The 17,400-nt window shown below is 73.6% G+C and carries 17 protein-coding genes; 8 read left to right on the top strand and 9 right to left on the bottom strand.

Features of this window, described 5'->3' with window-relative positions; genetic code table 11:
* Position 1: 1 nt before the first annotated feature.
* A complete protein-coding gene (locus ABII15_RS08395; protein ID WP_353941645.1) occupies positions 2 to 1,108 on the bottom strand; it encodes a Gfo/Idh/MocA family oxidoreductase in 1,107 nt (368 codons plus the stop codon).
* Between the two features lie 137 nt (positions 1,109 to 1,245).
* Here ABII15_RS08395 and ABII15_RS08390 point away from each other — a divergent pair, with 137 nt between their 5' ends.
* Positions 1,246 to 2,271 carry a sugar phosphate isomerase/epimerase gene (locus tag ABII15_RS08390; protein WP_353941644.1) on the top strand — a complete coding sequence of 342 codons (1,026 nt, stop codon included), beginning with the start codon at positions 1,246 to 1,248 and terminating at the stop codon, positions 2,269 to 2,271.
* 15 nt (positions 2,272 to 2,286) lie between these two features.
* Here the strand turns inward: ABII15_RS08390 and ABII15_RS08385 are convergent, their stop codons facing one another.
* Both ABII15_RS08385 and dnaE read right to left on the bottom strand, forming a co-directional pair.
* Positions 2,287 to 3,291 carry an ImpB/MucB/SamB family protein gene (locus tag ABII15_RS08385; protein WP_353941643.1) on the bottom strand — a complete coding sequence of 335 codons (1,005 nt, stop codon included), beginning with the start codon at positions 3,289 to 3,291 and terminating at the stop codon, positions 2,287 to 2,289.
* Positions 3,288 to 6,743, bottom strand: a complete 3,456-nt coding sequence (gene dnaE, locus ABII15_RS08380) for a DNA polymerase III subunit alpha (RefSeq protein ID WP_353941642.1) — start codon at positions 6,741 to 6,743, stop codon at positions 3,288 to 3,290. Before dnaE ends, ABII15_RS08385 begins: the two co-directional genes overlap by 4 nt.
* 147 nt (positions 6,744 to 6,890) lie before the next feature.
* Between dnaE and ABII15_RS08375 the strand changes: the two genes are divergently transcribed.
* Positions 6,891 to 7,358, top strand: a complete 468-nt coding sequence (locus ABII15_RS08375) for a GNAT family N-acetyltransferase (RefSeq protein ID WP_353941641.1) — start codon at positions 6,891 to 6,893, stop codon at positions 7,356 to 7,358.
* Positions 7,359 to 7,406: 48 nt separating this feature from the next.
* On the opposite strand, the gene ABII15_RS08370 is transcribed toward ABII15_RS08375, so the two are convergent.
* Positions 7,407 to 7,778, bottom strand: coding sequence for a cupin domain-containing protein (locus tag ABII15_RS08370; protein WP_353946994.1), 372 nt, complete (start codon positions 7,776 to 7,778; stop codon positions 7,407 to 7,409).
* Between ABII15_RS08370 and ABII15_RS08365 the strand changes: the two genes are divergently transcribed.
* Positions 7,711 to 8,133: a MarR family winged helix-turn-helix transcriptional regulator gene (locus ABII15_RS08365; protein WP_353941640.1), complete on the top strand. Its 423-nt coding sequence runs from the start codon at positions 7,711 to 7,713 to the stop codon at positions 8,131 to 8,133. The genes ABII15_RS08370 and ABII15_RS08365 overlap by 68 nt on opposite strands.
* A 76-nt stretch (positions 8,134 to 8,209) precedes the next feature.
* On the opposite strand, the gene ABII15_RS08360 is transcribed toward ABII15_RS08365, so the two are convergent.
* Complete coding sequence (locus tag ABII15_RS08360; protein ID WP_353941639.1) at positions 8,210 to 9,211, bottom strand: lytic polysaccharide monooxygenase; 1,002 nt, start codon at positions 9,209 to 9,211, stop codon at positions 8,210 to 8,212.
* Positions 9,212 to 9,410: 199 nt separating this feature from the next.
* On the opposite strand from ABII15_RS08360, the gene ABII15_RS08355 reads away from it, so the two are divergent.
* A complete protein-coding gene (locus ABII15_RS08355) occupies positions 9,411 to 9,878 on the top strand; it encodes a GNAT family N-acetyltransferase (protein WP_353941638.1) in 468 nt (155 codons plus the stop codon).
* Positions 9,879 to 9,897: 19 nt separating this feature from the next.
* Here the strand turns inward: ABII15_RS08355 and ABII15_RS08350 are convergent, their stop codons facing one another.
* Complete coding sequence (locus tag ABII15_RS08350) at positions 9,898 to 10,035, bottom strand: hypothetical protein (protein WP_353941637.1); 138 nt, start codon at positions 10,033 to 10,035, stop codon at positions 9,898 to 9,900.
* A 168-nt stretch (positions 10,036 to 10,203) separates the two neighbouring features.
* On the opposite strand from ABII15_RS08350, the gene ABII15_RS08345 reads away from it, so the two are divergent.
* Both ABII15_RS08345 and ABII15_RS08340 read left to right on the top strand, forming a co-directional pair.
* Positions 10,204 to 12,075: an SMI1/KNR4 family protein gene (locus ABII15_RS08345; RefSeq protein WP_353941636.1), complete on the top strand. Its 1,872-nt coding sequence runs from the start codon at positions 10,204 to 10,206 to the stop codon at positions 12,073 to 12,075.
* Positions 12,072 to 12,716, top strand: coding sequence for a class I SAM-dependent methyltransferase (locus ABII15_RS08340; protein ID WP_353941635.1), 645 nt, complete (start codon positions 12,072 to 12,074; stop codon positions 12,714 to 12,716). The genes ABII15_RS08345 and ABII15_RS08340 overlap by 4 nt, the downstream gene beginning before the upstream one ends.
* On the opposite strand, the gene ABII15_RS08335 is transcribed toward ABII15_RS08340, so the two are convergent.
* Positions 12,709 to 13,206 (bottom strand): DUF402 domain-containing protein, encoded by a 498-nt coding sequence (locus tag ABII15_RS08335; protein WP_353941634.1) that lies wholly within the window; start codon positions 13,204 to 13,206, stop codon positions 12,709 to 12,711. The two genes, ABII15_RS08340 and ABII15_RS08335, sit on opposite strands and share 8 nt — an antisense overlap.
* A complete protein-coding gene (locus tag ABII15_RS08330) occupies positions 13,184 to 14,122 on the bottom strand; it encodes a GNAT family N-acetyltransferase (protein WP_353941633.1) in 939 nt (312 codons plus the stop codon). The genes ABII15_RS08335 and ABII15_RS08330 overlap by 23 nt, the downstream gene beginning before the upstream one ends.
* Positions 14,123 to 14,192: 70 nt before the next feature.
* On the opposite strand from ABII15_RS08330, the gene ABII15_RS08325 reads away from it, so the two are divergent.
* Complete coding sequence (locus ABII15_RS08325) at positions 14,193 to 14,558, top strand: GntR family transcriptional regulator (RefSeq protein ID WP_353941632.1); 366 nt, start codon at positions 14,193 to 14,195, stop codon at positions 14,556 to 14,558.
* A gap of 159 nt (positions 14,559 to 14,717) precedes the next feature.
* Here ABII15_RS08325 and ABII15_RS08320 read toward each other — a convergent pair whose 3' ends face one another.
* Positions 14,718 to 15,812: a DUF5925 domain-containing protein gene (locus ABII15_RS08320; RefSeq protein ID WP_353941631.1), complete on the bottom strand. Its 1,095-nt coding sequence runs from the start codon at positions 15,810 to 15,812 to the stop codon at positions 14,718 to 14,720.
* 154 nt (positions 15,813 to 15,966) lie between these two features.
* On the opposite strand from ABII15_RS08320, the gene ABII15_RS08315 reads away from it, so the two are divergent.
* Positions 15,967 to 17,397, top strand: coding sequence for a xylan 1,4-beta-xylosidase (locus ABII15_RS08315; protein ID WP_353941630.1), 1,431 nt, complete (start codon positions 15,967 to 15,969; stop codon positions 17,395 to 17,397).
* Positions 17,398 to 17,400 lie beyond the last annotated feature (3 nt).

Here is a 17,400-nt window from a genome sequence, read left to right as displayed (position 1 = left end):
GTCACCGGGCCGTGGGGGTCTCCTTCACGTCCACCCAGCCGCCGTCCTGCGCGGACGCCACGACCGCCTCGGCGAGGTGCGCGGCCCGGACCCCGTCCTCGAAGGTCGGCATCCCCTCGACCGGCGTACCGCGTACGGCGGCGTGGGCGTCGGCGACGAAGTCCGCGAAGCACTCGTAGTAGCCCTGGGGATGACCGGCGGGCAGCGCCGCCGAACGGCCCGCCGGCGACATGGCGCGGCCCGGGTCGCGCACGACGACCCGCGCGCCGTCGCGGTCGCCGATCCACAGCGACTCGGGGGTCTCCTGGTGGAACGCGAAGCTGGCGTCCGGTCCGTCGAAGGAGAACGACAGGGCGTTCTTGTAGCCCGCCGAGGCCTGGCTGACGACGACCGAGCCCACGGCGCCGGAGTCGGTCCGCAGCTGCACGACCGCCCCGTCCTCCGTCGCGACGGGACGCGGGGTGCCGTCGGCCGCCGGGCGGGTCGCGGCGGTCCGCGCGAAGGTCGCCGACACCTGCGTGATGCGCTGCCCGGTCACGAACTCCGCCAGGTCGCACCAGTGGACGCCGATGTCGCCGAAGGCGCGGGTGGCGCCGCCGTCCGCCGGGTCGACGCGCCAGTTGCCGGTGTCCGGATCGGCGAGCCAGTCCTGGAGGTAGCTGCCGTGCAGCAGCCACGGCGGCCGCTGCCCCGGCCGGGCGAGGCGCAGCCGGGCCTCGCGCACCGAGGCGTAGTACCGGTAGACGAACGGCACCGCGGTCACCAGCCCCCGCTCGGCCGCCAGTTCGTGCAGCTCCCGGGCGGTCGCGGCGTCCGTGGCCAGCGGCTTCTCGCAGACGACGGGGACACCCGCGTCGAGCGCGGCGCGGGCGAACCGGGCGTGCGAGGCGTTGGGCGTGCACACGTGCACGACGTCCACCCCGGCCCGCAGCACGTCCTCGACCGAGTCGAAGCCCCGCCCGGCGCCGAACCGCTCGGCCGCGTCGCGCCCCTTCCGCGGGGTGGACCCGACGATCCCCACCACGTCGGCGCCCGCCGCGCGCGCGGACCGGGTGTGCACCGCCCCCATGAAACCCGTTCCGATCACCGCGACACGGAGTTGACTCATGATGCCCTCGTCTTCCTGTCCCAAGGGGGCTTCAGCAAAGCCTCACACGAACAAAAGGTATGGCCCGGAAGAGATCCTTGGCCGCTAGTTTTGTTCAAACTAAGCTAAAGTCGCGAACAGAGCCAAGGAGGCACCCCATGACCCAGCACCCGCGACCGGCCCGCCGCCCGGTCACGCTGTTCACCGGACAATGGGCCGACATGCCCTTCGAGGAGGTCGCCCGGCTGGCGAGCGAGTGGGGCTACGACGGGCTGGAGATCGCGGCCTCGGGCGACCACCTCGACCTGGCCCGCGCCGAGGAGGACCCCGACTACCTCCCCGCCAAGCAGGCCGTCCTCGACCGGTACGGGCTCAAGGTCTGGGCGATCTCCCACCACCTGGGCGGCCAGGCCGTCTGCGACGACCCCATCGACTTCCGCCACCAGGCGATCCTGCGCCCCTCGGTGTGGGGCGACGGCGACGAGGAGGGCGTGCGGCAGCGCGCCGCCGAGGACATGAAGCGCGCCGCACGCGTGGCCCGCAGGCTCGGCGCCGACACCGTCGTCGGCTTCACCGGATCGAAGATCTGGAAGTACGTGGCCATGTTCCCGCCGGTCCCGCAGTCCGTCATCGACGACGGCTACGAGGACTTCGCCCGCCGCTGGAACCCGATCCTGGACGTCTTCGACGCCGAGGGCGTGCGCTTCGCCCACGAGGTCCACCCCTCCGAGATCGCCTACGACCACTGGACCAGCGTGCGGACCCTGGAGGCCATCGGCCGGCGGCCCGCCTTCGGGTTCAACTGGGACCCCTCGCACATGCTCTGGCAGGGCGTCGACACCGTCGGCTTCATCACCGACTTCGCCGACCGCATCTACCACGTCGACTGCAAGGACACCCGGGTCCGCCCGCAGACCGGCCGGTCCGGCATCCTCGGCTCCCACCTGCCCTGGGGCGACCCGCGCCGCCGCTGGGACTTCGTCTCCGTCGGCCACGGCGACGTGCCCTGGGAGGACGCCTTCCGCGCCCTCGCCGCGATCGGCTACGACGGGCCGATCTCCGTCGAGTGGGAGGACGCGGGCATGGACCGGCTGCACGGCGCCGCCGAGGCCGTCGGGCGGATCAAGGACGCGCTGTGGCCGCTGCCCGAGGCGTCCTTCGACGCCGCGTTCAGCAACCAGTGACCGCCGACGCCGCGTTCAGCGACCGGTGACCTGCGGCCCGGCCCCCGCGAGGGTGCCGGGCCGCACCGCGCCGGGGCCGAAGCGGCGGCGGGCCTTGTCCGCGGCGGCCTCCACGGCGCGGGCCCGGTCGGCTCCCGGGTCGAGCGAGAGCTGACGGTGTGCCGCGGCGGCCGGGCGGAGGTCGTCGGCGCGGACGGTGAAGGCGCGGACCCGCGCGCGTTGCAGCCCGAGACCGGCCAGCAGCGCGAGCGCGGTCCCGGCCAGGGCCGGTGAGTGCCCGGTGGACTCCGGCAGGGTGCGGGTGCGCGTGGTGGAAGTGCGGTCCGCGTACCGCACGGTGAGGGTGAGCCGCCCGGCGGCCTGCCCCTGGCCGCGCAGCCGCTGCCCGAGCCGGTCGGCCAGTCCCAGGACGGCGCGGTGCTGCTCGGCCGGGTCGAGGCAGTCGCGGTCGAGGACCTGATCGACGCTCAGGTGCTCGGCGGGCTCGGCCGCGACGACCGGGCGCGGGTCGTGGCCGCGGGCGCGCTCGGCCAGCAGCCGGGCCTGCGCGCTGCCGAGGAGCCGTTGCAGGGTCGCGGGCGGCAGCTCCGCGAGCTGCCCGATGGTGTGCAGTCCGTACTTGCCGAGCGTCGCCGCCGTGCTGCGGCCGATGCCGGGCAGGGCGGCGACCGGGCGCGGCGCGAGCCACTGGGCGGCGCGCTCGGCGGGCACCCAGGTGGTGGCCTCCGGCGCCGAGGCGTCCGCCGCCATGGCCGCCAGCATGCGGTTGCCCGCGAGCCCGGCGCTGCAGTCGATGTCGTAGAGGGCCTTCAGGCGCATCTTCACCATGTGCACGGCCTCGTACGGGGACATGTCGAAGTAGCGCAGCGCCGACGTCAGGTCCAGCTGGACGGCGTCGGGCGGGACGGCCTGTACGTGCGGCGTGATTCCAGACACCAGTTCGATTATGTGTCCGTACTGTTCCTCGGTCAGCCGCGCGTGCAGGTGGAGATGGGCGATGTGCCGTCGTCGTGTGCTCATCCCGCGCTCCCCGGACTCCGGTGGCCGAACTTCTTCAGATCCGCCGACCGGCTGCCCGCGGGCTGCAGATCGGCGTACGGGTGCAGCCGGGCGCCCGTGGTGCCGTTGGCGAGGGTGCGCCGCGGCTGGGCGGGCGTCGGCTGCGGACGGCTCGCGCCGAGCAGGGCGAGCGCGGCCTCGGGGCCGTTGTCCCGGCGGGCCGCGGCGATCTCGTCCAGGTCCCACGCCATGCTGCCGACCACGGTGCGCCGGGTGCCGCGCACCTGGACCGTGCCGCGCACCAGGAGCAGCCCGCTGTGGAAGACGGTGTGCGCGCAGGCCGGGTGGGAGTCCTCGAAGAACGCCAGGTCGACCAGGCCCGAGCCGTCCTCCAGGGTGACGAAGATGATCCGCTTGCCGCTGGCGATCGGCGGCGTCTGGGTGGAGGCCCGGACCCCGGCGACGAGCACCTGCTGCCCGGCGCGCAGCCCGGCCAGATGCGCCGCGTCGGTCGCCCCGACCTCCCGCAGCAGCCGGTGGTGATGCTCCATCAGGTGCTTGGAGACGTCGAGGCCGAGGGTGTTCAGCTCGGCGCTCATGGTCTCCCGCGAGGTCAGGTCCGGCAGCCCGCTGGGATCCTGACCGCCCACCGCGCCGGTGTCGAAGGGGAGTTGGCCCTCGCCCGCGGAGCGCGTACGGGACTGCCGGTGCAGCTCGGCGATCTGCAGCAGCAGATCGCGGCGGGTGAGCCGACTGTCGTGCAGCGGGCCCAGGGCGCCGATCTCGGCGAGGCGTTCGGCGGTCGGCCTGCTGGGGCGGGCCCGCTGCCAGAAGTCCGACAGCGAACCGTAGGGCTGCCCCTCCTCGATCCGCGCGGCCTCCTCCTCACTGATGCCGCGCACCTCGGACAGTGCGAGCCGCACCCCCCACCGCTCCCCGTCGGTCTCCTCGACGATGTGCCGCACGCGCGAGCGGTTGATGTCGACGGGCAGCACCGGCACACCGTTCCGGCGGGCGTCGGCGACCAGGACCCGCTTGGGCCACATGCCGGGGTCGTGTTCGAGCAGCCCCGCCAGCAGATACGCGGGGAAGTGCGCCTTGAGCCAGGCGCTCTGCAGCGCCGGCACGGCGAACGCGACCGCGTGCGCCCGGCAGAACCCGTAGGCACCGAACGCCTCGACGGTCCTCCAGACCTCCTCGCGGACCGCGTCGCTGTAGCCGCGCGCCCGCGACGCGGCGTGGAACCAGTCGCGGATACGGGGCAGCCGCTCCTTGTCGCCGAGCGCGCGCCGGGCGATCTCCGCCATGGCGCGGTCGCAGCCCGTCAGCACCGACAGCGTCTCGATGATCTGCTCGTGCCAGATGGTCACGCCGTAGGTGTCCGCGAGCACGGGCTCCAGGTCGGAATGGGCGTACGTGGGCGTGCCGCCGTGCCGGGCCGCGATGTACCGCTCGGGCATCCCGCCGGCGACCGGACCGGGCCGGAAGAGGCTGATGTCGGCGATGACGTCCTGCGGATCACGGGGCTGGAGCCGCGACAGCAGGTCCTGCTGGCCGGGGGACTCCAGCTGGAACAGGCCCAGGGTGCGGCTCTCCTGGATGAGCTTGAACGCGAACACGTCGTCGAGCGGCACCTGGTCCTGGTCGTCCAGGTCGACGTGGTCGCCGGTGGTCCGTTCGATCTCCGCGACGGCGTGGGCCATCGCGGACTGCATCCGCACGCCCAGGACGTCCAGCTTGATGTTGCCCAGCGCCTCGATCTCCTCCTTCGCCGCCATCGCCATGGGGTAGTCGCCCTGCGGGGTCGGCTGCACCGGCAGCCGGTCCAGGAGGGTCGCGTCGCTGATGACCACACCGCAGGGGTGCATGGCCATGCCGTGGACCAGGGAGTCGAGCCCCTCGGCCAGCTCCCACAGCGGCCCGTACCGGTGCGCCTGCGCCGCGAGCCCGCGCAGCTCCGGCAGCTCGGCGAGGGCGCCGGTGATGTCGGACGCGCGCAGGTGCGGGAAGCTCTTGGCGATCCTGTCGACCTCCGCGGGCTCGATGCCCAGGGCGAGCCCGACGTCGCGCAGCGCCCGGCGCGCCCGGTAGGTCTCCGGCATCGCGGTGACCGCCACCCGCTCCTTGCCGAACCGCTCGAAGATCACGTCGTAGCACTCCAGGCGCCGCGCGGACTCCACGTCGAGGTCGATGTCCGGCAGCGAGGCCCGGCGCACGCTCAGGAAGCGTTCGAACAGCAGCCGGTGCTCCAGCGGGTTGGCCGTGGCGATGCCCAGCGCGTGACAGACCATCGAGCCCGCGCCCGAGCCGCGCGCGGCGACCCGGATCCCCTTCGCGCGGATGTCGGCCACGACCTGCCCGATGGCGAGGAAGTAGGCGTCGTAGTCCAGCGTGGAGATCACGGCGAGCTCCTCGTCCAGCCGCTTCAGGGCGGCCGGATCCCGGTCCAGGCCGCGCCGGGCCAGACCGGCCTCGGACCGCTCGCGCAGCAGCCGGGCCGCGCCGCCGGTCCGGGGCGAGGCGCCGAACAGCCCGGGCTCGGGGAGCTTGTGGGTGCCCAGGCCGAGATCCGCCACGGGGTCCACGGCGCAGGCGGCGGCGGTGGCCGCGGTGTCCGCCAGCAGCCGCTCCGCCCGCCGGGGCCCGGCCCCGGCGCACTCGGCGATCATCCGTGCGACGCCCGCCATGGCCGCCTCGTCCTTGAGCCAGCGCTGTCCGCTGTCGAGGCGGCGCCGGTCGACGGGGCGCAGCAGCCGCGCGGCGTCCAGGACGTCGGCGAGGCGGTGCTGGTCGGGGTCGGCGTACCGCACCGCGTTGGTGAGGACGGCGGTGGTGCCGGTGCGGTCGGCCAGGGTCAGGGTGCGGGCGGCCAGGCGGAGAGAGCCCGCACCTGTGCTGAAACGTTTCTGCGCAACCGCTTCGAGCCGCACCCCCGCCCCGAAGGCCTCCTGCCACGGGGCCAGCAGCTTCCGTGCGACGTCCTCCCGGCCCGCGGCCAGCGCCCGGACCGGCTCGGAGAGGGGGCCGAGCAGCACGGTCAGGCCGGGGCCGCCGTGCTCACGCAGCGCCTCCCACGGCACGACGGGCGCGGTGGCCGTGGTGCGGGTGCGGGCGTGGGCCGCCGAGGTGATCCGGCACAGCCGGGCCCATCCGGCCCGGTCCTCCGCCAGCAGGACGACCCGCAACGGCGGCTCGATCACGTGCGCCCCGCCGTGGGCCGGTGTGCGGCGCCGCTGGGCGGGGGGCGGGGGTGCGAGGGCCTCCACGGCGAGGTCGATCCCGAAGACGGGCCGGATGCCCTCCGCCGCGCACGCCTTGGCGAATCGAACAGCGCCGGTGACGGTGTCCCGGTCGGTCAGCGCCAGCGTCGGTATGCCGCGCTGTGCCGCCCGGCGTACCAGCTGTTCGGGGTGGGAGGCGCCGTAGCGCATCGAATAGCCGGATGCGACATGCAGATGAGCAAAGCCCGTCATGCCGCACCTCCATCGCTTTGCCCCCTTCGCCGCTTCTGTCCGATGAGTCAATCGTACTCGCGTTCGATAACAACGGTCACTCTAACTCAGTGTTCGAACATTTGATCGCATGCGAAGTGGTGGAGGTGAGGGGCTTAAGGTGCTCGCATGACGAGCGACCCGCGCCTGTGCGCCATAACCCCCGACACCTTCGACGCCGCCCTCGGCGTACGGGTGCGGCCGGATCAGGAGCATCTGGTGGCGCCCGTGGTGAAGTCGCTGGCCGAGGCGTACGTGCATCCCGGGGTGGCCTGGCCCCGGCTGATCGTCGACGGGGAGCGGACCGTCGGGTTCCTGATGGCCTTCTTCGACATCGACTGGACCGGCGACGGCACCGACCGCCGCTCGGGTCTGTGGCGACTGAACATCGCGGAGGGCGAGCAGGGCCGGGGCTACGGCCGCTTCGCCGTCGGGGCCGTGGCCGACGAACTGCGCCGCCGCGGCGGCACCCGCATGTTCGTCACCTGGCACCCCGGCCCGGACGGCCCTGAGGGCTTCTACCTCGGCCTCGGCTTCCGGCCGACCGGGGAGACCAGCGGCGGGCAGACGGTCGGCGAACTCGTGCTGGAGGACTGACGAGTCGGAGGACTGAGAAGGTCTCGGGCGGGCCGGGGCCCGGGGTGCTCAGTGCGTCCAGGGCGGCGTGATCCGCGTACCGTCCGCCAGCTCCGCCTCCAGCCCGACCGACGTCGTCACCCACATCGTCGCCGTGCTGTCCGTGGGGTTCTCCACCGCGAGCGTCGAGCCCGCGTTCACGATCACCGCGTCACCGGGCGCGACCGTGTGGGTCTCGCCGTCGAGGGGCAGCCGCAGCGTCCCCGTGAGCGGGTACAGCACCTCCTCGTGGCTCACCGTGTGGCCCGGGGCCCGGGTGCCGGCCGGGATCTCGCCGCGCCAGGCCGCGAGCTGGGCGCTGCCGGTGCGGGGAGTGGCGTACGAAACGAAGCGGGCGCCGTGCGGTTCGTGGACGACGGCCTCCGAGGGCGTCGTGGCCAGAGGGTTCGACGGGCTGCGGCCCGTGCACGGCTTCGCGTTCTCGCGGCTGTCCGCCGGGGACGCCACCGCCACCGAACTCGCCGCCCATCTCGGCGTGACCCAGCAGGCCGCGAGCCGGCTCGTCGACGAGATGGTGCGCAAGGGGTACGTGGAGCGGCAGCCGCACCCCCATGACGCGCGGGCCCGCCTCCTGGTGCTCACCGAGCGCGGACGGGCCTGCACCCGGGCGGCGGAGGAGGCCGCCGGGGACGCCGTGCTGCCCTGGGTGGAGCGGCTCGGTGAGGGACAAGTACGGGCACTGGCAGCCCAGTTGCTGGCCCTCGCGCCCGGCGGGCCGGTCAGGCCGATCTGGTGAGCCGGGGCGGCACGCCGACGCCCCGGCGGGCTGCTCGGCCGGCCGGGGCGTACGGGAGGGGGAGTCGAGTGCCGGGTCAGCGGCCGTGCCGGCCGCCGCCCGCCGTCGCGCGCCGCCGCACCGAGGCGAACAGGCCCGCCGCGCCGATCGTCAGGGCGGCCGCACCGCCGATCGCGATGTACGAGGTGGACGCGTCGCCACCGGTCTCCGCCAGCCGCTCCGAACTGCCGTCGGTGGACGGGGTGTTGCCGTCGGTCGACGCCGCTGCCGCCTCCGTCGACGGGGACGCCGACCCGTGGTCCTCGTGCGGGGCGGCCGTCGCGCCGTCGCCGTCGCCCATGTCCATGCCGCTGTGGTCGACCGTCGACTTGTCGGCGTCCTCGGCGATCTGCTCGTCGGAGGGTGCCGAGGCCGCCGGTGCCGCCGCGCTCGTGGACCCGGAGCCGCCGCTGCCGCCGTACGTCACGTCCGAGCAGGAGTAGAACGCCTCCGGGCTGTCCGAGCGCTGCCAGATGCCGTAGACCAGCTGGCGGCCCGTGCGCTCGGGCAGGGTGCCGGAGAACGTGTAGTAGCCGCCCTCCGCCACCGGGTCCGTCTTCGTCGCCACCGGGTGCTCCAGATCCAGGTCGGACCAGGCCAGCGGCTTCGACGCGTCGTAACCCTGCTTCGTCACATAGAGGTTGAAGGTGCCCTTGTGCTGGGCGGTCACCTTGTACTTGAAGGTGTACGCGCCCGCCGAGACCTTCGTCGCCGGCCAGTCGTCCCGCGCCAGGTCCATGCCCTTGAACTCCTCGGAGTTCGCCGAGCACAGCTTGCCGTCCGGGATCTTCGCCTGGTGCTGCCCGCCCGCGTCGCCGATCCGGATGCCGTTCCAGTCGTAGAGGGCCTGCGGGCCGCCCGCCGCGACCGCCGCCTTGCACGCCGCGGAGGTGGGGCTCTCGGCACCCTCCGCGTAGCAGGCCGCGACCCGGCTGACCGGATCGCCGAGCGTGCCGTGCGCGGACGCGGGGGTGGCGGACAGGGCGGCGGCGCCGGTGGCGATGGCGGCGAGCGCGGTCAGCCTGCGACGTGTGGGCATGGGGGCTCCTCGGGCTTGTCGAACGTGGGGGTGTGCCAAGGAAGTTAGCCCGCGAGAACGGCCCGTTCGCCCCTTCCGGGCGGCCCGGGACGATCTTTATGGCCCCCTTAAGGCCCGGCTCAGCCGGGGATCAGGAACGGCGCCGCCATGCCGGGAACCCGATGGTGCGGGGCGGGGGCGGTGGCGTAGACAAGGAGGCATGAACGAAGAAGCACGTACAACGGATCCGGGGATCCGCCCGGCCGTCGCCGCCGACGTCCCCGCAGTCAAGGCCGTCACGGACGCCGCGTACCGCCCCTACATCGCCCGCATCGGCCTGGTCCCGCAGCCGATGGAGGCCGACCACGCCGCGAACGTCGCGGCGGGCCTGGTGCACGTCATTGGGGACCCGGACGTCATCGGGCTCGTGGTGGTGGAGGCCCGGGCCGATCATCTGTTCCTGGACAGCATCGCGGTCCACCCCGACGCCCACGGTCAAGGGGTGGGCCGCCGCCTGCTCGGCTTCGTCGACGAGCACGCGCGCGCCCTCGGTCTGCCCGAAGTCCGGCTCTACACCCACGCGTTGATGCGGGAGAACCAGGAGATCTATCCGAGGTACGGATACGAGGTCATGGAGCGCCGGACCGACGGACCCTACGACCGCATCCACTACCGCAAGCTGCTCTGAGGCGCATCGGCCGGACCCCCTACTCGTCCGGCCACCACGTCTTGCGCACGTCCTTGCGCACTTCGGGCCGCTCCCGCTGCCGTTCGACGGCCTCGTCCCGCAACCGGCGGGCGATGCTGCTCTGCCCGACGGGCTTGTGCATGGTCACTCGGCGCATGGGTGCCTCCTGTACCTACACGGTCTCCAACGTGGTGCCGTTGTAGACCTGTTCCCGGAGCCTCGCCCATCGAAGCGCATTTGTCAGTGGCGGTTGTCACGGAAGTCGCGGGCGTGCGCCCCCTGACGGCAGCCCCCGTTGTCAGTGCCGCGTGGTCTGATGCGGGACATGAGCGAGAGACCCGTGAGCACCGTCCCTCCCGTCCCGGAAGCCTGGGGGCGCATCGAGGCATGGCTGAGCGCACACGCCCCTGTGACGTACGCCACGTTGCGGCCGCCCGTCGATCCGGAGGAGATCGCGGCCGTGGAGCGGGAGCTCGGTCTGCGCCTGCCCGACGACTTCGTGGCCGTCCTGACCCGGCACGACGGGGTCGGATCGCGTCAGGACGCGTTCACCTTCCCCGGCGGCGGGGCGCCACTGTCGCTCGCGGAACTGCTCGACGGAGCCCGGATGAACCTCGACCTCTGGGACGACGGCAGCGAGGACGGCGAGGACGGACTGCTCGACGGCGACTACTGGCACCGCCGGTACGTCATGTTCACCGGCGGCAACACCCCGGACGGCCTGGTGCTCGACTGCCGCCCCGGCGACACCTTCGGGGCGGTCGGCTACTTCTTCAACGGCGAGGGCACCCGCTTCGGCCACTGGTCCTCGTACGCGGAGCTGCTGACCGAGGTCGCCGACGCGCTGGAGAACGGCACACCGGTGGGGAGGATCGCGAAGTACGTGGGCGTGCCCTTCGCGGGCGAACTGCTGTGGGAGCCCGAGCCGCAGCCCGTGCCCGAGCCGTTCTCCCTGTTCGAGCGGGCGGCGGCGGAGCCCGCACCAGCCCCGGCCGGACCCTTCGACGAGCGGTTCCGGCCGGTCGCCGAAGAGGGCTGGGCGGGCGAGTACGCGGAGTTCTGCCTCACCTTCGTGCACGGCGTCGGCCCGGACGAACTCCTCGGCCGGTACGGCGCGTCGCCCGGCACGCACGCCGAGCGCACCCGGGTCGGCGCCGTCGAGGACAGCGCCCGCTGGACCGGCGGCCACCTGCCGACCGTACGGGCCGGGCGGGCGGGGGAGTGGGCCTTCGGCATCGAGCAGGGCCATGCCGAGGGCGCGCGGGACGCCGTGCTGCGCCGGCTGTCGCGGGGCACCCGCGCGGTGTCGCTGCACTTCTCCGGATTCACCGCGCTGTCCCTGTACGAGGACGGCCGCCGCGTCACCCTCCACGACACCCGGGGCGTGCCGCGCGGCAGCGACGAGCGCGACCCGTACGAGGTGTTCCCCGGACTGCCGGGGCGGCCCGGCACCGAGCCGCCGTCCCGGCCGGGCCTCGGGCGGCCGCTCGGCGCCGCGGTCCCGACGCCGCGACAGCCGCTCCGCGCGAGCGCGCCGGGGCCCGCCCTGCGCGGCGACGTGAGCGCCGAGCCCGCCCCCGATCCCCGGTACGTCACCGTGCCGACCCCACCCGGCTTCGCGGGCCCGCACCGCGAGGTCCTGCGCCAGGTGTGCGCCGCGCTCACCGCCGCCCTCGGCATCGACCTGCCGCCCGACGCCCTCGACGGCGCGCTGCCCAGCGCCCTGATCCTGCCGGTGCTCGAACCGCTCACCGGCCGGGGCGGATTCCTGCCGGAGTCCGTGACCGGGCTGCTGGACGCGGCGGCCCCGGACACCCTGCGCACCGCGCTTGCCGCCCAGCTCGCCCTGTTCACCGCGGAGACCGGCCTCGACCGCTATCCCGAGGTGGCCGCCGCCCTCACCGGGGACGGCCGCGGCCCGGTCGACGACGACTCCCCGCTCGGGATACGCCTGCGCACCGTGACGGCCGAGCGGGCGGGCATCGTGCGGGAGCAGGGCAAGGAGCTGGCCGGACATCCGGTGACCTGGGACGACCTCCACGGCTGGCGGCGGCGCGAGGAGGCGGCGCAGGCGGTGCGGGCCTGGTGCGAGCGGCCCGCACGGCAGGCGGCCGGCTGGATCCTGCCGCACCGCGAGGACCCCTGGTGGCGCACCCGCTTCACCGCCGACCTGGCCGGGACGAAGGAGCACGCGTGAACACGAACGGCACGACCGATACGAGCGACGGGACCGGCACGACCGATACCAGCGATTCGACCGATGTCTGGGACGAGGCCGCGGCCACCTTCGACGACGAGCCGGACCACGGGCTGCGGGACCCCGTCGTACGGGCGGCCTGGGCGGACCGCCTCGACGGCTGGCTGCCCGCGGAGCCGGGCGCGGTGCTCGACCTCGGCTGCGGCACCGGCAGCCTGTCGCTGCTCGCGGCCGAGCGGGGCCACCGGGTGACGGGGATCGACAGCGCCCCGCGCATGCTGGAGCGGGCCCGGCACAAACTGGCGGGCCGGGACGCCGAGTTCCGCCTGGGGAACGCGGCGGCGCCGCCGGTGCCGCCGGGCGCGTACGACGTGGTGCTCGTCCGGCACGTGCTGTGGACGCTGCCCGGCCCCGAGGACGTGCTGCGGCACTGGCTGACCCTGCTGCGGCCCGCGGGGCGGCTGGTGCTGATCGAGGGGGTGTGGGGCGAGCTGAACCCGGTGGGCATCCCGGCCGGCACCCTCCTGGACACCCTCGCGCCGCTCGTCCGCGAGGTCCGGCACACCCCTCTGTCGCAGGACGCGCGCCTGTGGGGCGGACCGGTCCGCGACGAGCGGTACGCGGTGGTCGCGCTCAGCTGAGCAGCGCGGGGAACCGGCCCTGTCGGGCCAGGAGTTCGAGGGCGTCGAGCGCCCGGGTCGCCTCCCGCGCGGCGGCCGGGTCCCGCTCGGCGAGACCGCTGTCGGCGAACTCGTCCTCGTCCAGCCGGATCACCTCGGCGCCGTCCGCCGAGACCCACAGGTCCAGATCCAGGTCCTCGGAGAGCAGATCGCCGTCCGCGCCGCGGACCACCGGGCGGGTGATGTCGCAGTACCAGCCCTTCAGGGTGCCGTCGCCGGTCCGCACCTCCTTGACCGCGTACCAGCGATCGCGCCAGTAGTGCTCGGTGAAGACGTCGCCGGGCGCGAACCGCACGAAGCCGAAGTCCCGTACGCCGTCGCCCGCCCAGGCGGCGCGGACCACCGCGTGCGTGCCGTCGTCGCGCAGCAGCGCCGCCGGGTACCTGATCTTCGTGCGCCCGGCCTTGACCAGGCGCACGTGCACCGCGTCAGGCGCCGAGGGTGCGGACATGGCGGATCTCCTTCGCGTCGAGCGTGTAGCCGAACCAGGTGTTGATCGCGAGCATCGGCTCGTTGCCGGCGTCGTTGCCCGTGTACGCCACCGTGATCCCGGCCTCCCGGGCGCGGTGCAGCGAGTCGTTCTTCGCGAGCTTGGCGAGGCCACGGCCCCGGTGCGCGCGGGCCGTGCCGGTCATGCCCGACAGATAGCGGCCGTCGCCGTCGGTGCGCGCCGCCGTGAACGCGGCGGGCCTGCCGTCCACCACGGCCACCGTCGTCAGCGCGAGGTCGAGCAGTGGGTGCTGCCAGGTGTCCGCCAGCCACTGCTCGTAGTCCGAGAGATGCAGGGCGAGATCGCCCGGCTCGTCCGCCGCCGTCTCCGCGTCCAGGGCGTACAGGGGGTACGGGTCGGCCGCGAAGTCGGCGCCGGTGCGCAGCTCCACGCCGGGCGGCAGCGGGGCGCGGGGCGGCAGCGCGTCGTCCGGCGTGAGGTCGAGGCGCAGGAAGTGGGCGCCGCGGGTGGGGCGGTAGCCGCGGGCCGCCGCCCACGCCAGGTTGCGTTCCCCGTCGAGCGCCCAGCAGTAGACCTCCCGCGCGCCGTGCCGGGCCAGGTGCGCCTCCGCCGTACGCAGGATCAGGGTGCCCGCGCCGCGCTTCTCGTGGTCGGGGTGGACGTAGACGTTGGCGAAGCCCGCGTCCGGGCGGGGGCTGTCGTACGCCATACCGACCTGGGCCGTGCCGATCACCGTGCCGTCGCCGGTCACCGCGATCAGCTGGCGGTAGTGGGCGTCGGGGTGGGCGTGGGCGAGGTCGTGGGCGACGGAGGCGGGGGTCGCGAGCATCGCCGGCACACAGGCCCGGCGGACCCGGGCGAAACCCTCCGTGTCGGACGGGGAGTCGGGACGCAGGGCACGGACGATCACAGTCATGGAGCCGGACGGTACGCGCCGGTCCTGCCCGGGTGCCTCTCATTTTCCGGGGCTGCGGGAGAATCGGGCCGTGACCCTGAAGATCCGGATTGACGACAGCGCGGCCCCCTACGAGCAGGTGCGGGCGCAGATCTCCGAGCTGGCCCGGGGCGGGACGCTGCCCGTCGGGTACAAGTTGCCCACGGTGCGCGGGCTCGCCGAGGAGTTGGGGCTCGCCGCCAATACCGTGGCCAAGGCGTACCGGGCGCTGGAGGCGGACGGGGTGATCGAGACGCGGGGGCGCAACGGGACGTTCGTCGCTGCCGCTCGGGACGCGGCTTCTCGGGAGGCGGCTGTCGCGGCCCAGGTCTATGCCGAGCGGGTTCATCGCCTCGGTCTCTCTCAGGAGGCCGCGCTCGAGGCGGCCCGGGACGCGGTACGGGCCGCTTATTCCTGACCCGTCCTTCGTCTGCCGCTCTCGTCGTGGCTGGTCGCGCAGTTCCCCGCGCCCCTGAGGCATGCGCTGACGCGCAGCCTCCCCTGAAGGCCGCAGGCCTTTCAGGGGCGCGGGGAACTGCGCGACCAGCCACCCACCACCCGCACTCGACAGCGCACCCTACAAATACAGCCCCGCATCGGCCCCGCCCCGCTGATCCGGCACCGCCGTCGGCGAGACCCCCCGGCGGAGGGCGTAGAGCTCCGCCAGAGTCGCCCCCTCACGCCCGATCCCCTCCTCGGTGCCGAGCCAGGCCACCGACTCACGATGTGTCATCGGCCCCACCTCGATCCGGGCGAGACAACGGCCGGGCCGCACCACGGCGGGATGCAGACGCTCCAGGTCCTCGTTGGTGGTCACGCCCACCAGAACGTTCCTGCCCTGCCCGAGCAGCCCGTCCGTGAGATTCAGCAGCCGGGACAGCGCCTGCCCGGCGGTGTGCTTGGCCTCGCCCCGGATCAGCTCGTCGCAGTCCTCCAGGAGCAGCAGCCGCCAACGCCCCTTCGCCGTACCGTCGTCCTCGCCGATCGCGATGTCCATCAGATAGCCGACGTCGGAGAAGAGCCGCTCGGGGTCCAGGACGCAGTCCACCTGGCACCAGTCCCGCCACGACCGCGCCAGCGTACGCAGCGCCGAGGTCTTGCCCGTGCCGGGCGGCCCGTGGAGCAGCAGCAGCCGGCCCGCGATGTCCTCGGGCCGCGTCTTCATGAGACCGTCCATCGCCTCGGCGACCGGCGCCGTGTAGTTGGGCCGGACCTCGTCCCACGTACCCGCCGAGATCTGCCGGGTCGTGCGGTGCGGCCCGCGCCGCGGCGAGACGTACCAGAACCCCATCGTCACGTTCTCCGGCTGGGGTTCGGGCTCGTCGGCGGCGCCGTCCGTGGCCTGGCCGAGGATCTTCGCCGCCAGCTCGGTGGTGGTCGCCGTGACCGTGACGTCGGCGCCCCGGTTCCACCGGGAGATCAGCAGCGTCCAGCCGTCCCCCTCGGCGAGCGTCGCACTGCGGTCGTCGTCGCGCGCGGAGCGCAGGATGCGGGCGCCCGGCGGCAGCAGGGTGGCACCGGACCGGACCCGGTCGATGTTGACCGCGTGCGAGTGCGGCTGCTCGCCCGTGGCGAAGCGGCCGAGGAAGAGCGCGTCGACGACATCGGAGGGCGAGTCGCTGTCGTCGACGCCCAGCCGGACCGGCAGCGCGTCGAATGGGTTCGCAGACATACCGCCATGATCCGGCAAGCGGAGGCCGTGCGCACGGCATTTCCGCACCGCGTCCCCCGTGCCGCACGGTGCGCCCGGCACCTCGACCGCCGTGACGAGGCAGGGGTGGCGGGGCCCGCTCGTTCCACAACTCCGCTGGATACCCTTGTCTTTGATGGGATGTCACGGGTGGAATCCGGAGGAACGCCGATGGCGGCTGATCGCCGCGCTCGGGGTGGGGATGGCCGCTCTGGCCCTGGTGCTCGCGGTGCTCGGCACCCTCCCTGACAGCAGGGGCGGCACGGGCAGCATCGCCGGCACCACCCCCGACGGCGACAAGGTCCACGGCACACCGGTGAGCCCGCCCCGGCAGGAGGGCCCCGAGGTCGGCTGGGGCTTCACGCACACCCAGCACTCGGCCGACGAGGGCGCGCGGAGCGCCGTCACCCGCACGGAGAAGCTGCTGGGCGAGCGGCCGATGCCGCAGAACCAGGCGATCATGGGCTGGGGCGCGGACAACCCCGAGCCGGTGAAGGGGCGTTACGACTTCGACGCGCTGGACCGCCGCGTCGACTTCGTCCGCGCCTCCGGCGGTACGCCCGTGATCACGCTGTGCTGCGCGCCCGACTGGATGAAGGGCGGCGAGGCGGGCGTCGACCGCACGGACTGGAGCCGGCACAACCTGGAGAAGGCCCCCGACCCCGATCACTACCAGGACTACGCGAACCTGGCCGCGACCGTCGCCAAGCGCTATCCGGACGTACGCCACTTCATCGTGTGGAACGAGTTCAAGGGCTTCTGGAACGACGAGAAGGGCCGCTGGGACTACGAGGGCTACACACGGTTCTACAACCTCGTCCGGAAAGCCCTGAAGAAGGTCGACAAGCGCATCATGGTCGGCGGCCCCTATCTGGTGATGGACAGCCTCGACCCGAAGCGGAGCGAGGGCGCCTCGGACGTCGTCGCGGGGCCGTGGGGCCACATGGACCGGCGGATCGTCGACGCCTTCGAGTACTGGAACGAGCACAAGGCGGGCGCCGACTTCGTCGTGGTCGACGGCGCGAGCTACACGCACGACGACGAGATGCTGCCCGACGAGTTCGCGGCCACCGACAAGTTCACGGCCGTCAGCCGGTGGATCGAACGGCAGACCGGCGATCTGCCGCTGTGGTGGGCCGAGTACTACGTGGAACCCGCCGACAACAGGGACAAGCGCGACGGCTGGAGCGAGACGCACCGCGTCGCCGTGCAGGCCGCCGCACTGATCGCCCTGGCCAAGGGCGGCGCGACCTCGGGGTTCTACTGGAACCCCGAGGACGAGAGAGGCCGCTCCTGCGCCGGCTGCATGTGGCGGCCCACGCACAGCGCCGACGGCGGGGAAGCGCTGCCGATGTACGGGCTCGTGTCGAGGTTCAACGAGGAGTTCGGCCCGGGCACGGAGTTCACCACGGTCTCGGTGGCCGCCGACGACGTGCCCAACGTGCGGGTCCTCGCCGACGACCGGGCCGTCCTCGTCGTGAACACCCTGGACCGGCCGATCAGCGCGAAGGTCGACGGCAGGCGGTTCGAGATGCAGGGCTACGAGGTGAAGTGGCTGAGGCGCTGACAC

The sequence above is a fragment of the Streptomyces sp. HUAS MG91 genome (assembly GCF_040529335.1).
In the GTDB taxonomy this organism is placed as follows: Bacteria; Actinomycetota; Actinomycetes; order Streptomycetales; family Streptomycetaceae; genus Streptomyces; species Streptomyces tabacisoli.
Note: the sequence above shows the minus strand (reverse complement) of the source record. Positions and strands in the feature narration are given on the sequence as shown.